Origin of the sequence: Clostridium chromiireducens, assembly GCF_002029255.1 — a bacterium.
GTDB lineage: Bacteria > Bacillota > Clostridia > Clostridiales > Clostridiaceae > Clostridium > Clostridium chromiireducens.
Window position 1 is genome coordinate 1 of the sequence record NZ_MZGT01000092.1, and the last position, 15,556, is coordinate 15,556.

Genomic DNA, 15,556 nt, shown 5'->3' on the forward strand with positions numbered 1-15,556 from the left:
ATTTAGTATTTCAATGAAGTTATCTTGAAATCTTTTTTCTATATTTTTAAGTATAGAGTTTTCATCTTCAATGATGACATCTATTTTGGAATAGGTTTCGTGTAAGGCCTTTAAAATATTATCTTTTAATTCTGATATAAGATTTTCCTCATTCTTCAATGCTAAATAAATAACTATATTATTATTTTCAGATGCTGAACATAATATTTCTGTTGGAAAAGAAACGGGAGTATTTAATTCTATAGAATCTTTCTCAAAAAAAATTCTAGGTTTAATTATTGATGCCAAAAACCTTTTCTTATATGAATTTGCCGAGCCTATTATGTTGATTCTTGTTTTAGTTTCTTTTTCAATCTTCATTTTCAAATTTCTCATAATACTCTCCTTATTAAACTTTATTTTAAAAAATATTTTTATGTTCTAAATATCTACTATAATAATATTATTATATTTACTTAATATTTATTCCATTTGCTATAACTTCTATATAAATAAAAGATCTCTATTTTTATAATAATTCAGCTGCTATTAGATGTGATTAATTGAAATAAAGAAAGACCATGCAATTCAATTTTGCATGGTCTTATTAAAACTATTGTTCTATAATTCACTAAGTTTTTTATCTACAAGCTCTTTAGCTAACTTTGGATTTGCTTTTCCTTTTGAAAGTTTCATCACTTGACCCATTAAGAATCCAGCACTTTGAGTCTTTCCTGCCTTATAATCTTCTACAGATTGAGGATTATTAGCTATTACATCGGCAACTATTTTTTCTAATTCATCAGTAGAACTAATTTGCATAAGTCCCTTTTCTTCAATTACTTTCATTGGGTCTTTATTTTCATCAAAGATTTCTTCAAGTACTTCTCTACCTACATTGTTACTGATTTTTCCTTCCTCAACAACTTTAAGAAGCTTTGCAAAGTTCTCAGCATCTATTGTAATATCTTGTGATTCTATTTTTCTATCTTTTAAAATTCTTAAAATATCTCCTAGAATCCAGTTTGCAGCAATTTTAGGCGCAACTGCGAATCCTACAACTTTTTCAAAGAACATAGCAAGACCTTTATCTCCTACTAGGATCTCAACTTCTTTTTCTGTAAGTTCATATGCTTTTAGGAATCTTTCTCTCTTCGCATCTGGCATTTCAGGTAGAGAGTTTTTAGCTGCTTCAATTTGTTCGTCGTATATTATGATTGGTGGTAAATCTGGTTCAACAACATATCTATAGTCATGAGCTTGCTCTTTAGATCTCATTGAAATTGTTTTACCCTTTGCAGCATCCCATCTTCTAGTTTCTTGAACTACTTTATGACCTTCACCATAAGTATAAAGTTCCATTTGTCTTCTTTGTTCTTTTTCTAAAGCCTTTTGAAGTTCTCTAAATGAGTTGATATTTTTAAGCTCAACCTTAGTTCCATATTCTTCTTGGCCTACTGGTCTTAAAGAGATATTAGCATCACATCTAAGTGAACCTTGTTCCATACGGCAATCTGAAATCTCACCATATTCTAAGATTGATTTAAGCTTCTTCATAAACGCTACAGCTTCATCAACACTTCTCAAATCTGGTTCTGTAACAATTTCTGCAAGAGGAACACCAACTCTGTTATAATCTACTAATGAAACTGGCTCACCTTCTACGTGAACTAATTTTCCTGCATCTTCTTCTATATGGATTCTATTTAATCTAACCTTAATATGTTTTCCTTCATGTTCAAATTCAACATTTCCTCCTGAACATATTGGCTTATCAAATTGTGATGTTTGATAATTCTTTGTAAGGTCAGGATAAAAATAATTTTTTCTATCCATCTTATTGTATTTGTTTATAGTACATCCAAGTGCAGTACCTGCTTTTATTGCTAAATTTACAACTTCTTCATTTAAAACTGGAAGAGTTCCTGGTACCCCTGTGCAAATTGGACATGTATTTGCATTAGGCTCTGATCCAAATTTGTTTGAACAAGAACAAAATATTTTCGTTTTTGATTTTAGCTCTGCATGTATTTCTAGTCCTATTACTGTTTCAAAATTCATTTTTGTCCCCTCCTATAATTCAAGTGCTAATGCTTGTTCTAAGCTATACGCAGCCTTAAATATTTTCTCTTCGCATAACATATCGCCCATTAACTGAATTCCTATTGGTAATCCTTCATTACTTATTCCTGATGGAATTGAAATTGCAGGGTTTCCTCCTAAATTTGCAGTTATTGTATAAATATCAGCCAAATACATAGCTAATGGATCAGTATTTTTCTCACCAATTTTAAATGGTAACACTGGAGATACTGGTCCAGCAATTAAATCGTATTTATTGAAAGCTTCTTTTAAATCATGCTTTAATTTTGTTCTAAACTTATCTGCTTTATTATAATAAGCATCGTAGTATCCTGAAGATAATGCATATGTACCCATCATTATTCTTCTTTTAACTTCCGGACCAAAGCCCTCGCTTCTGCTGTTTTCCATTAATTCATCTATGTTAGTATAATTAGGTGACTTATATCCATATCTTATACCATCATATCTAGATAAATTTGTACTTGCTTCTGCAGAAGACATTATATAATAGGCAGCTAAACCGTCTTTTATAATTGGAAGAGAAAAAATTTCAACTTCTGCTCCTAGTGCTTTTAATGCCTCTAAGCTGTTATTAACTGAAGCTTTAATTTCTTCATCTAATCCTTCACCAAAGAATTCTTCTGGAACACCTATTTTCATTCCCTTAATTCCTTCTTTAAGTGAAGATGTATAATCAATTTCTTTTAAATCTCTAATGCTAGTAGAATCATATTGATCAGTTCCTGATATTATATTTAAAATATAAGCACTATCTTCAACTGAGTTTGAAAATGGTCCAATTTGATCTAAAGATGAACCAAAAGCTATAAGTCCAAATCTTGAAACTAATCCATATGTAGGTTTAAGACCTACAACTCCACAAAATGCTGCTGGCTGCCTTATCGATCCTCCTGTATCAGAACCAAGTGATACAGGTGCCATTTTTCCTGCAACAACTGCAGCAGATCCACCTGATGATCCTCCTGGAACTCTAGCTAAATCTCTTGGATTCAAAGTTTTCTTAAATGCTGAATTTTCATTAGATGATCCCATTGCAAATTCATCCATATTAGTTTTTCCTATGATGATTGCATCTTCAGCCAATAATTTTTTTACTACTGTTGCATCATATGGTGGAATAAAATCTTCTAACATTTTAGATGCACACGTAGTGTTAACTCCTTCTGTACAGATGTTATCTTTTATAGCTATTGGAATACCTGCAAGTCTTCCTAAACTTTCTCCTGCTTTAATTCTTGAATCAATTTCCTTTGCTTTAGCTAATGCTTCTTCACAAGTAAGCGTTAGGAAAGCATTTACTGTCGGCTCTGTTTTAACTATTTCATCTATATATGACTGTACTAGTGCTTCACTAGTTAACTCTCCAGTTTTAACTTTATCTACCATATCTTTAATATTCATTTTCATTATGCTTTCACCACCCTATTCAATAACCTTTGGTACTTTAATATAAGTATCTTGCATGTCTTTAACATTTCTGAATAAATCATTACATTCAAATGACTTAACTTCATCTTGTCTAATTACTGGTTTCAATTCTACATTTTCGTTATCTTCGTTTATATCTAAATTCAATTCATTTAAATATTGAAAATTATCTAAAATACTTTCAAATTCTTTTGCAAATTTTGCAGCTTCATCATCTGAAAATTTTAATTTAGATAATTTAGCTATATATTTTACTTCATCAATACTAACTTTCATTGCTTTCACCTCTTTAAAATTTTAAGTATCTCTATAACTTAATAGCGTTCTAATTCCTAACTTCCAGAGCACCATATTAGTTACTTATGGATTATTAGAAATTCTATTTAGGAATTTCTAATAATCATATTCAAACTTCTTGTAATTTATCTAATGCTGCCTGAAACTATGGAGTTAATCTCTTCATATCTCTTGGGAATAGAGATGCTTCTCTTATATTACCAAGATTTAAAATTTGCATTGTGATTCTTTCAAGACCAATAGCGAATCCTCCATGTGGCGGCATACCATATTTAAATGTATCTAAATAGAAAGCAAAGTCTTCGATTTTTAATCCCCATCTTTCCATCTTAGCTTTTAGTGCTTCATAATCATGAATTCTTTGACCTCCAGTAGTTATTTCAACACCTTTGAAAATCAAGTCGAAACTCTTGGTCATTTCTGGATTTTCTTCACATTCCATTGCATACATTGGTCTTTTTGCTGTTGGGTATTCTGTTAAAAATACATAATCACAATTATATTTTTCCTTAATATACTTATGGAATAACGCTTCACCTTCATTATCAATATTTCCTACTGGCGATTTTTTATTAAATTCTGTTAGTAGAATTTCTTGAGCCTTAGCAAGTGGAATTCTTGGAATATTAATTTCTTCTGGTAGAACTACATCAAATAGCTTTAATTCTTCAGCACATTTTTCATTTAAATGCTTATATAAAAATCTTATAAAGTTTTCTTCCATATCCATAAGATCTGTTTCATCTTTAATAAAGCCCATTTCAACGTCTAAACTCACGTATTCATTTAAATGTCTCCATGTATTATGAAGTTCTGCTCTATATGCATAACCAACTTCAAATACTCTTTCAAATCCTGCTCCAACCATCATTTGTTTCCAAAATTGAGGACTTTGTGATAGGAATGCTCTTCTATTAAAGTAATTAACAGTAAACATTTCAGATCCACCTTCAGTTCCTGAGTGAGTTATCTTTGGTGTATGTATTTCCTCAAAGTCATTGTTCTTAAAGAAAGTTCTAAATGCTTCTTCAATTTCATTTTGAATTTTAAATATTGCTTTCTTCTTAGGAATTCTAAGACTTACTGTTCTGTAATCTAATTGAGTTTCAAGCGAAGCTTTCTCTTTATAGCTTTGTATTTCAAATGGTAATTTATCGTAAAATACCTTACCTTGTATTTCTAAATTTGTTACTTCAACTTCTATACCTTTAGGTGATTTTTCATTAGCACGAACTACCCCAGTTACTTCGATAGCATTTTCTAGTCTTAGTCCTTTGATTTGCTCTTTAGTACATACAAGTTGAACTATCCCTGACTTATCTCTAAGCATGATGAAAGAAACATGTGATAAATCACGGATTTTATGAACCCATCCTTTAAGCATTACTGTTTCATCGCCATTTACAACTAAATCTTTAACAAATATTCTCTTCATTATTATTACTCCTTTTTCAATTTATTGCTTATTTTTACATTTAGCTTTTATCCGATAGCTAGCATCCGTAAAACTCCTACTTTTTGAAGTTAGATATAACGGCTGCACGCTCCTGGACAATGTACCCCTTGAGGGTATAAGTTAAACTAGGATTCATATGCCTGAATCAAGTTTCACTTTATAAATATACTCTTAAGTTAGAGAATTTTTTCAAATTAGGTAACAAAAAAGTCCCTATGCTTAATGCATAGGGACGAGATTACTTTCGCGGTACCACCCTAGTTAGTTTATAAAAAACTCACCTCAAACAAGCACAAAACAGCTAATATGTTTTATACCCTCCAATTTTAACGGTATGGACCCGATTAAGCCTACTCTTCTTTCAAATTTCAGTTAATTGCTCCGAAGTGTTCTTCAATTCAAGATTCATACAGATATTCCACCATCATCTGCTCTCTTAAAATCATCTATTTGAATTTACTTTTCTTCATCATAGCATATATAAATTTTCATTTTCAAAAATTAAATTCTTAAATTACTTATAAGCCTATCGCTTATGAAACTCATTATATTGCAAAATAATTCATAAATCAATACTTTTTTCTAAAAATTTGTTAACATTTTTTCAAATAATACTGCTTAATGAATATTTTACCGCAGATTTACTTGGTTTAACAATTGAATATATTTATATTAAAATTAATAATTATACAGTATTATAGATTTTTCATTAACACGTATCTATTCAAACCACCATATTTTAATTTCTCAGTGATAATATTATAACCAAGTTTTTTAAATGTATTTAAGCTATAAATATTTTCAGGTGCAACAGTTGCACAAATGTAATTCATTTCTCTTCTGATTCCTATATCTTCAAGACTTTCGCACATAATTTTTTGCAGGCTATTTCCTCTGTACTCTTGTTTTACTAAAGTGGATTCAATTTGTCCAATTTCTAAAAGTTCTTCTTTTTTAATATTTACATCATATCCATAGTTATGTTCTTCATATCCATACTCAATATATACACCAATAGCGATTAACTCATCCTCATTCATAGATAAACATCCAATAATTTTTCCCTTACTTTTTATAGTTTCCTCAAATTCTTCTTTCTCAGAACAAGCATAATGATTTTTATCTTCTAAACCATTATAAATAATTTTTTGAAAATCCATTATTTTATTTATATAAGTTAAATCTAATTCTTTTAACTGTGCCTCTATTTGTCTTCCGTCTTTTCTATTTAAAATTATTTTATTCATTTTTATGCAACAAGAATATATCTAAAACTAATAATTCTTGTCAATTTCCCCCTTAATATTATTTATTTGAATTATAATATATCTAAATAGTATATGCAAATTTTATCTGATATGTAGCATTGTGAAATCCCACCGAACCAAATTTAATTTAATACTTTTTATGCAAAAACCATTAAAAAATGCTTTAAGACACTAATAAATCCTAAAGCATTTGTGAAACTAATAATGTACTCTGATGAGCCAAAACTTTATTTTTTTATCGCTCCAGCCTAAATCCCATGGAACATCATTTCTATCAGAATTATGGCAAGTAACTAATGAATAACCTTTTGAATCAGCACCTGTAACCATAGATACATGGGTGATATCTCCCTTTTTTTCATAAGCAACAAAATCACCTGGAAGAAGCTTATAAGATGCTTTATATACTTTTTCATAGCTTCCTTTAGCAACAAGAGAAGCTCTTCCGCTGTTTAGCATATAATATGTAAATTTCCCTGCATTTACCCAAGGTCCTGTAGCACTTCCGTTATCATAATTCCATGTTGAATTCTCTTTAAATTTTGCACCTTCATGCAAAATTTGTGATGCAAAATTTGCACAATCGCCACCTTCTGGATTAAAATCCCGATATTTATTATTATATTTAAATCCATATTCTTCTTTTGTAGCTGCACCACAATATTTATCTGCATATTCCTTTGCACCTTTTCTTTTATCATTAATTCCAGATAAATCTCTTGAAGGTTGAGAGGCTATATATTCTTTAATTGTATCAACTTTAATTGATTCTAAACTTAAAGAATCTGCAAATGGATCAGTATACCATTCTTTAGTAATTATCCATCCACTATCTCTTTTTGTTAATTGAAATGAGTGATATGTACCAATTCTTGAACTATTTATTTGTTCAGGTTGATCAGGATATATATATTTATATTCTGCATTACATAATATACTAAATGAGCATTTGTTATCTCCAACTTTAGACTTTCTTATAACGATCCTTGGAATTATATCAACAAATTGAATCCCCTGTTTTTCCGCCCAATTATTTACATACTTCGCTTTCCTTTGTTCATATTCATATGCCCACTGACCATATTTGGTATCAGTGGCATATAAAGATTTTATTGAGTCTAAATCTTTATTTAAGATAGCTTTATTTTTTATCGAAAAAATATTTTGAACTATATCACATATTTCATCATTTGAATTGTTATCAGCTAGTGCAACTAGTTCAATAGGTTTAAATAGTGAAATTATTATATAAATAGTAGAAATACTTGCGATAAGTAACAAACTCTTTCTTTTTTTAGAGAGTCGCATATTTAATACCCCTTTCTAAACGAATATCATTCTATTGTAATGCATTATCTATTATTTCGATGTGATTTTTAGTGTTCTCATCTACTGGTGAACCGTCATACCACTCATGATTCCCATCCCATTTTCCAAAATATTTTGCTTTTAAAATTATTTCTGGTCTATATTCAAAATGTAAGATATCAAAATGATTCCATTTTCCACCCCAAACAAAGTTATTCCTCTCAAAAGCTTCGACTAATTCTTTTGGGTAATCTAATAGCCTCTTCTGCCCTTGTATTTCTGAACTCCATTTCCAGTAATCCCTTTTATCACTTTTTAAGTCAATAGCAATTCCATAAGAATGTGGACTGAGCCTTCCTGTTCCTGAAATAACTCTGTAATTATAGGTTCCACTAGCTGGATAAAGAATGCTACCAATATCTCCTCTTGTTTTAGCTAAGGGTATAAGCTCTTTAAAGACAGCATCTAGAGATGCATTAGCTTTATTATTTTTATTAAATTGATAATTTGTATATCCAAATTTCAAGTTAGTTAAATTTTTCTCTATAACTCCTTTAGAACCACCATAAACTTCACTAAAAAGTTCATAATGCCTTGCTCTGCCTGGATCAAAATCTTTTTTCATAATCTCGGTAGTCATTTGCAGTGGATATTCCTGCTCTAACATGTCTTGTAAATCTGGATTAGCCAATTTTTCCTCATGATTCTTATTTTTCATATCATCATATATAATTTTCTTTCCTGATTTCATTATTAGGTAAACTTCATCATCACTTTTCTTTTCCACACCCTGAATATACTCAGGGTAAGCTAACATAAGGATTAATACATCTTGTTTCATCTGTGTTTTATAATCTTTTTCCGCAGGCACCTTTGATATTACAGGTATGTTAATAATAATTAATATTGATACAATAAAAATATTTATTTTTTTCATAAAAATTCACCACCTTTTTTGACCCTATAAATATATACTGTCCCAAGAATAATCATACTATGTACAATAATTTATTTGTAATGAAAAGATATAGGTTTATATTTGTAAATTTCTGAAATTTTTATCTAGCTTTTGTGAGTATATATAAATTATTATCATTATTTTTTTACATGACATATTTTTTTGTTAAATATCATGTTATTTAATGTAGAGAAAAGAGGTAATATAAGGTATAATTGTATTTAAATATGTTCTAAACTTATTTAGTTTACTTTGATTATTAAAAAATAAGAATAGGAGGACTACCATATGAAAAATACCTTAAAAATCAAAAGAAGATTAGCTATAGTACTTTTCTTAACATGCATATTAATAAACTTTGAGAGCATTTCTGTAAAATCCAATGAACTTAATAAAAATATTCTAATCTTAAATTCCTATTCTAGTGGATATGATTGGACAGACGGACAAAATCAAGGAATTGTTGACACTTTAGACTCTAAGGATAATATTATTAAATACGTAGAATATATGGATTGGAAAAGATATAATTCAAAAGAAAGTTTAAATAATTTCTATGAATATTGTAAAAACAAATATTCAAACAAAAAAATAGATTTAATAATTACAACAGACGACGCTGCTTTGAACTTTGCAATAAAGTACAGAAAGGATTTATTCTCAGATGCACCATTAGTATTTGGTGGCGTTAATAAGGACTCTGCCGATTCAATATTGAAAGATATTTCCAATGTAACAGGTGTTTATGAAAGTATCGATCCTGAAGGGACTATTGAAGATGCATTAAAAATTAAACCTGAAACAAAAAATATCTATGTAATTCATGATAATACTGAGACTGGAATTGCCTATTATAATTTAATTGAAAAATTTGTATACTCACTAAATAAAAATCTTACTTTATATGATTTAGGTAACTATAGCTTTGTAGAAATATGCAATATAACTTCATCTCTAAATAATGACAGTATTATTCTTTTAGATGCTTATAGTTCTGAATATAATGGTTTTTCTCTTCCTTTAAAAAAGATTTCACATATAATTTCTAGTAACAGCTCCGTACCTGTTTTTACCACATCAGAAGCATTAGTAGGTGAAGGATGTATTGGTGGTAGTACACTTAGTGCTAAAGTTCATGGAAAGGATATTGGGGATCTTGCACTTAGAGCTCTTGACGCTGAAGATATAAACACAAATTCTTACGGTGATAAAAAATCACTCCGCTCTATCTATGACTACAATGTACTCAAAAAGTATAATTTAACATCAGCAATACTCCCACAAAATAGTATTGTTATCAATAAGCCATTTTCATTTTATGAAACATATAAAGTCCAAATTTATATTGTTTTATTAATATTTATAATTCTTATAATATTAATCATATATCTAATAATTAATATTAGGAAAAGAATTGAAGTTGAAAAAAAGCTCATTGAAAACAATGAGGAAATTAATGCCCTATATGAAGAGCTGCTTGCATCTGAAGAATCATTACAAATGAATTATGGGGAATTGAATAGAAGACAAAATGACCTGCTTTTAAGTGAAGAAAAATACAGATTAGTAGCTGAATCTACCAATGATATAATTTGGGAGGAAGATGTAAAAGATAATACAAGGAAATTCTCTGATAAGCTGTTTGAAATACTTGGTTATACTGGTAATGAATTAAGTACCTATTTTGATTGGTATAACATAATTCATCCAATGGATAGAAATATTGTAGAGAAAGCAAGAGAACAATATCCCAATAGAAGCGTTGAAGAAAATAACATCGAATACAGAGTTCGATGTAAAAATGGACAATATAAATGGATTACTTCAAATTCTAATCCACAGCACGATGAAAATGGAAAAATAATAAAAATATTTGGGGCTTATAAAGATATAAGCAAATTGAAAGAAAATCAATTAGAAATAAACGACCTTGCATTTTATGATTCAATTACTAAACTTCCCAACAGAGTATCCTTATACGATACAGTACCAAAAATAATAAATTCAGCAATAAATTTTACAATGTTTTTTGTGGATCTTGATAATTTTAAAATAATAAATGATTCTTTTGGTCATTCAGCTGGAGATAAATTGTTAGTATTGGTAACTCAACGTCTAAATTCTATGACAAAAAATGAGTTTACAGCTTTCAGACTTGGCGGTGATGAATTTATTATAATTTATAAAGGTCTAAATGATAAAAAAAATATTGAAGATATAGCAGATAAAATCCTTTATAAAATCTCACAACCATATAAAATAGATGATAATTACTTTTATATAAGTGCAAGTATAGGTATAACATCTTATCCTGAAAACGGTAATGATCTTAGTGAATTGCTTAAGAATGCTGATACTGCAATGTACAAATCAAAAGAATCAGGAAAAAATAAATATACATTTTTTAATGCAGCCATGGGAGAAGATACCTTAAAGAAAATAAATCTGCATAATAATTTACAAAATGCAATCAAAAATAATGAATTTATTTTATATTATCAACCAATAACAGATGTTATTAGTGGAAAAATAGTTGGTATGGAGGCTTTAATAAGATGGTTTAATCCTAAAGAAGGCTTAATTTCTCCAGATAAATTTATAGCTGCTGCTGAGGAATCAGGACAGATTATTGAAATAGGAACTTGGGTCATAAAAAATGCTTGTCATTTTGCCAAAGAGCTTTTAAATAAAGGACATAGAGATTTCTATATCTCAGTAAATGTATCTGCAGTGCAACTTATACAAAAAAATTTCAAAGATGTATTATTTAGTATCATTAATGAAACAGGTATACTTCCTGAAAATTTGATGTTAGAGATTACAGAATCTGTATTTATGGAATCTTTTCACGATATGTCAACTCTATTTTCAGATATTAGAGAGCGAGGTGTAAAAATAGCTCTTGATGATTTTGGTTGTGGGTATTCTTCACTGACATATTTAAAAAATCTTCCTATGGATTCAATAAAAATTGATAAATCTTTTATAGATGACATCCTAAGTACTAATGAGAAAAATTGCATTGTTGGGTTAATAATAACTCTCATGAAACAGCTTGAATTTAAAGTTATAGCTGAAGGGATTGAACAAAAAGAGCAGCTAGAATATATAAAAAAATACAAATGTGACTATTTTCAAGGCTATTTAATAAGCAAGCCAGTTACAAAAGATCAAATTCTAGAACTACTCGATGTATAGATACATAACATGTAACTTAAACTTATGTGGTAACTTACCGAAATAAGTAACATATTGTGTTTCGGTTTCTAGGAATTTTGATGGATGATTCTACTACTAGAAGTAGTACCCACAATGCTTGCTTCAACGACACGCGTTGAACAAGCGTTGTGGAACAACTTCTAGTCAAGAATCATTACCATCAAAATTCCAATGAAACACTGCAAACAATATGTTACTTATTTCTATTAAAGTTATACACCCAAATTTAACGAGTATGGATAGTTATTCTACACTAAGAATTAAATTTATACTTTGAAATATATACCATACCAGAAAGAGAAGGTACTCTTTTACGCAGTGTTGCATTGAGAAAATGATTGTAGGTATTTCTTCAGTAAAAGTTGTTCCAGTCCTGCTTGTCATTAGCTTGCCTAAGGAGCAAGCAGGACTGGTGCAACTTTTACTGTTAGAAATCCACAACCATTTTCTCTAGCAACCGAGTAAACGAGTACCTTCTCTTTCGGTTGGTTATATGCATAAATCTAATTCTTATCATAAAATTCAAAGACTTCTTTTAAGTAAGGCCTTTGGATTTCATCTTTTTCGAAATATATTTCGTGCCTTGAGTTATCTACTTTTATTATTTTACAATCCTTTGCGGCTTTTGCAAATTTATTTTGTCCTTCTGGTTTTACATAGGTGTCATGTCCAGCTTGAAATAATAATACTGGAATTTCAACTTTTGAAGCATTTTTCTCTTTTACAATTTCCTCAGTTGTTATAAATGCTTGCTTTGTCCAATTATAACTTGCGCCACCTCTTTGTAGCTTTTCATTATCAACAACGATATTATGGAAGTACTCATATCGATTAAGAGAGGTTGTACCAATTTCATCTTTATTGTATACAGGTGTGTAGGGCTTTTTACCTAATACATATGCTCCACCATTTCCAATTGCAACTTCAAAATCAACAATTATCTCTGCTAAAAATTTAGGAATATTTCCTGTATTAACTTCTAACATTGGCGCATTTAATATAGCAGCATCAAAATAATTAGGATAATCTTCTAAAAATTTTGTTCCAATTGCTCCTCCCATAGAATGGGCAAATAAGAATATTTTTTTATTATCTTTGTTTGGTATAACAATTTCATCCATGAAACTTTTGAAATCAGTAACATACTGATCGAAATTCTTTACATCTATTTGAGTTTTGTCTGCTATTCCAAGTGTCCCTGATCTTCCATGTCCCCTATGTTCAATTCCAAAGACATTATATCCATTTTTAAGAAAATAATAAATAATTTCATTGTATTTTTCTAAACTCTCTGTATACCCATGAGAAATTACGATATTTGCTTTTGCATTTTCAGCTTTATACTTTTCATAGTATAATTTCACGCCTTCATCTCCATCAATATATCCTGACACCATTCTTTCATTTATATACGGTTCAACAACGCTTTTCATATCACTCTCATAATTATTTTCTGAAATATAAAAATTGTCTGTATTATTATTTGTAGTTGAAGCATTTACAACAGGATTTAATACATTAATATTCGCAAAAAATTCTACAAATAGCATTATAAATATGAGCAACACTTTTAATCTAAACTTTAATTTTTTAATATCGTAATTCATCGATTAATCCCCCTACTCAGTTAAAGGTTTAGGTGTTATTTTGACTAAATCTTCTGTATAAAATAAAAAGCTGTATGTACAGCTAATTATCTCTTAATTATTCTAAAATTGAAATTACCCATTTACTGCAAGCAGTACATTTGTGAACAGTTATAACAAACAAATCAAATTTCTTATTATGTGCAATTATACCCATTGCATCTCTTTCTTCTTTTGTAACAAATTCATCATTCTCATCAATATATCCTATAATTTCAACTAAGTAATTTTTCTTAGTTTCATCGCAGCAACCATTCGATCCAGCTACTTCTATCATTTCATAATCTAAATCTGGACTTAACTCACTTATGATGTCTATTATATCTTCATAATCTTTAATATCATCAACGAAATCCTCCTCATAAAATTCTAAATCTTTTACTTGAAATAATTTATTCATATTTTTAACTCCTCTTTTGAATTTCATAAAAACCAATCATAATTAAAATATTATAATATGTTATATTGTTTTGCAAATAAATTGATATAATATGCATTCATTTTTTTCCACTAGTTCTAATTATACATTAATTTAAGCACAAAAAAATAGTAGATCCATCTTTTTAAAGTATAAATAATGAATCTACTATTCTTCTTAATTTTCTTCTATAAGTTTTCTCAGTTTATTTTGAACCAGCCATAATTTTTTTTGCTTTCTATTAAAAGCAACCATTCTATTTTTGTTATTTTTATTTTCATCAATCAGCCTTATATATTCTGCATCTGCAATTTTTAAAGCATCTTCAATTACTAAAAGATCCTCTTTAGTAAACATTAAATCCCCTCCGTTAATAATAGTTTTTATAAATCATATTAATATTTTCCGGAGTTAAATTTTATCACTAAAGGATGAAAAATTCAATAATAGAAGTTCTTCTTTGACTATTTTTTAAAAATAATTATTACTTTAAATAAATCCCCATCGATATCAATATTAAAAGTTCCTCCTTGAACCTCAACAAAACTTTTTGCAATTGCAAGTCCAAGCCCTGAGCCTTCAGTATTTCTTGATTTATCTCCTCTTTGAAATCTCTCCACTATATCAAAAGGATCAAATTCAATTTCTTCTGCAGACATATTTTTTATTGTTATTTTAACTTTGTCTTCTTCATCTATTATATCTACATATACTCTTGAACCTTCCATTGCATATTTAACTACATTAATTAAAAGATTTTCAAAAATTCTATATGTCTTTTGGCTATCTAATTCCAAAATAGTTTTATCTTTAGGATAATTGTTCTTTATATATAGTTTGGATTTCGTTATTTTGTCATCTAGTTCAATTTGTGTCTGTCTCATTAATTCTACAATATCTACATTCACAAGATTTAGACTTATATCTCCACTCGTAGCTCTGCTCACCTCAAATAAATCTTCAATCAAGAACTTTAATCTCTGAGATTTTTTATCTATAGTATCTATATATGATTTGCATTCTTCATCAGCTATATTGCTTTTTTTTAGTAAATCAACATAAGTTATTATTGATGTTAGAGGTGTTTTTAAATCATGTGAAACATTCGAAATAAGTTCTGTTTTCATTTTTTGGCTTTTAATTTCTTCATTAACTGCTTTTTTTAATCCACTTTGTATTTTTTCTATTTTATCTTTTAAAGGATTAAACAAACCTAAATCACTATTAATTTTTACATCTATATTGCCATTGGAAATTTTTTCGGTCTCATTGGATAGTATTATAAATTTGTTCTTTATATCTTCATAGTGTTTTCTTAGTAAATAAAATAACCCAATGCTATAAATCAGTAAAAGAACTATTCCAAAAAACCAGAATATGCAGCATATTGATGTAATTAACAAATTTATGCCAATAACTTTTATAATAAACTTATTAGATTTGTCATTTAAATCTATATGTCCTATATAATTA

12 protein-coding genes, 1 pseudogene and 1 other annotated feature are annotated in these 15,556 nt (G+C 28.8%); of the genes and pseudogenes, 1 reads left to right on the plus strand and 12 read right to left on the minus strand.

The window, feature by feature from the left end:
* The 8 genes and pseudogenes from CLCHR_RS21520 to CLCHR_RS21555 form a co-directional block, all read right to left on the minus strand.
* Positions 1-375: pseudogene (locus CLCHR_RS21520) on the minus strand (hypothetical protein); the annotation flags it as partial.
* Positions 376-600: 225 nt separating this feature from the next.
* Positions 601-2,040, minus strand: coding sequence for an Asp-tRNA(Asn)/Glu-tRNA(Gln) amidotransferase subunit GatB (gene gatB, locus CLCHR_RS21525; RefSeq protein ID WP_079441963.1), 1,440 nt, complete (start codon positions 2,038-2,040; stop codon positions 601-603).
* Positions 2,041-2,052: 12 nt separating this feature from the next.
* Complete coding sequence (gene gatA / locus CLCHR_RS21530; RefSeq protein WP_079441964.1) at positions 2,053-3,492, minus strand: Asp-tRNA(Asn)/Glu-tRNA(Gln) amidotransferase subunit GatA; 1,440 nt, start codon at positions 3,490-3,492, stop codon at positions 2,053-2,055.
* A gap of 15 nt (positions 3,493-3,507) precedes the next feature.
* The gene (gene gatC, locus CLCHR_RS21535) at positions 3,508-3,789 is read right to left on the minus strand and encodes an Asp-tRNA(Asn)/Glu-tRNA(Gln) amidotransferase subunit GatC (RefSeq protein ID WP_079441965.1); all 282 of its coding nucleotides are present in this window, start codon (positions 3,787-3,789) and stop codon (positions 3,508-3,510) included.
* A 166-nt stretch (positions 3,790-3,955) separates the two neighbouring features.
* Entirely contained in the window at positions 3,956-5,245 is a 1,290-nt protein-coding gene (gene aspS / locus CLCHR_RS21540) for an aspartate--tRNA(Asn) ligase (protein WP_079441966.1), read from the minus strand.
* A gap of 246 nt (positions 5,246-5,491) precedes the next feature.
* Positions 5,492-5,748, minus strand: a binding site (T-box leader).
* A 213-nt stretch (positions 5,749-5,961) separates the two neighbouring features.
* Complete coding sequence (locus tag CLCHR_RS21545) at positions 5,962-6,513, minus strand: GNAT family N-acetyltransferase (protein WP_079441967.1); 552 nt, start codon at positions 6,511-6,513, stop codon at positions 5,962-5,964.
* A gap of 219 nt (positions 6,514-6,732) precedes the next feature.
* Entirely contained in the window at positions 6,733-7,842 is a 1,110-nt protein-coding gene (locus CLCHR_RS21550; RefSeq protein ID WP_079441968.1) for an amidase domain-containing protein, read from the minus strand.
* Between the two features lie 31 nt (positions 7,843-7,873).
* Complete coding sequence (locus tag CLCHR_RS21555) at positions 7,874-8,779, minus strand: M15 family metallopeptidase (protein WP_079441969.1); 906 nt, start codon at positions 8,777-8,779, stop codon at positions 7,874-7,876.
* A gap of 309 nt (positions 8,780-9,088) precedes the next feature.
* On the opposite strand from CLCHR_RS21555, the gene CLCHR_RS21560 reads away from it, so the two are divergent.
* Positions 9,089-11,998, plus strand: a complete 2,910-nt coding sequence (locus CLCHR_RS21560; protein WP_079441970.1) for an ABC transporter substrate binding protein — start codon at positions 9,089-9,091, stop codon at positions 11,996-11,998.
* A gap of 524 nt (positions 11,999-12,522) precedes the next feature.
* Here the strand turns inward: CLCHR_RS21560 and CLCHR_RS21565 are convergent.
* The 4 genes from CLCHR_RS21565 to CLCHR_RS21580 form a co-directional block, all read right to left on the minus strand.
* Complete coding sequence (locus CLCHR_RS21565) at positions 12,523-13,626, minus strand: alpha/beta fold hydrolase (protein WP_079441971.1); 1,104 nt, start codon at positions 13,624-13,626, stop codon at positions 12,523-12,525.
* 97 nt (positions 13,627-13,723) lie between these two features.
* Positions 13,724-14,065: a hypothetical protein gene (locus tag CLCHR_RS21570; protein WP_079441972.1), complete on the minus strand. Its 342-nt coding sequence runs from the start codon at positions 14,063-14,065 to the stop codon at positions 13,724-13,726.
* Between the two features lie 195 nt (positions 14,066-14,260).
* Positions 14,261-14,440: a hypothetical protein gene (locus tag CLCHR_RS21575; RefSeq protein ID WP_079441973.1), complete on the minus strand. Its 180-nt coding sequence runs from the start codon at positions 14,438-14,440 to the stop codon at positions 14,261-14,263.
* Between the two features lie 107 nt (positions 14,441-14,547).
* Positions 14,548-15,556: sensor histidine kinase (locus CLCHR_RS21580; protein ID WP_139376281.1), on the minus strand; the 1,009-nt coding region annotated here is incomplete at its 5' end.

What these genes read in the sequence shown, in the direction of transcription:
- gatC (WP_079441965.1), bottom strand. Translation starts at nt 3,789, where the DNA reads ATGAAAGTTAGTATTGATGAAGTAAAATATATAGCTAAATTATCTAAA.
- CLCHR_RS21565 (WP_079441971.1), bottom strand. Translation starts at nt 13,626, where the DNA reads ATGAATTACGATATTAAAAAATTAAAGTTTAGATTAAAAGTGTTGCTC.
- gatA (WP_079441964.1), bottom strand. Translation starts at nt 3,492, where the DNA reads ATGAAAATGAATATTAAAGATATGGTAGATAAAGTTAAAACTGGAGAG.
- CLCHR_RS21560 (WP_079441970.1), top strand. Translation starts at nt 9,089, where the DNA reads ATGAAAAATACCTTAAAAATCAAAAGAAGATTAGCTATAGTACTTTTC.
- CLCHR_RS21575 (WP_079441973.1), bottom strand. Translation starts at nt 14,440, where the DNA reads ATGTTTACTAAAGAGGATCTTTTAGTAATTGAAGATGCTTTAAAAATT.
- CLCHR_RS21545 (WP_079441967.1), bottom strand. Translation starts at nt 6,513, where the DNA reads ATGAATAAAATAATTTTAAATAGAAAAGACGGAAGACAAATAGAGGCA.
- CLCHR_RS21550 (WP_079441968.1), bottom strand. Translation starts at nt 7,842, where the DNA reads ATGCGACTCTCTAAAAAAAGAAAGAGTTTGTTACTTATCGCAAGTATT.
- gatB (WP_079441963.1), bottom strand. Translation starts at nt 2,040, where the DNA reads ATGAATTTTGAAACAGTAATAGGACTAGAAATACATGCAGAGCTAAAA.
- CLCHR_RS21570 (WP_079441972.1), bottom strand. Translation starts at nt 14,065, where the DNA reads ATGAATAAATTATTTCAAGTAAAAGATTTAGAATTTTATGAGGAGGAT.
- CLCHR_RS21555 (WP_079441969.1), bottom strand. Translation starts at nt 8,779, where the DNA reads ATGAAAAAAATAAATATTTTTATTGTATCAATATTAATTATTATTAAC.
- aspS (WP_079441966.1), bottom strand. Translation starts at nt 5,245, where the DNA reads ATGAAGAGAATATTTGTTAAAGATTTAGTTGTAAATGGCGATGAAACA.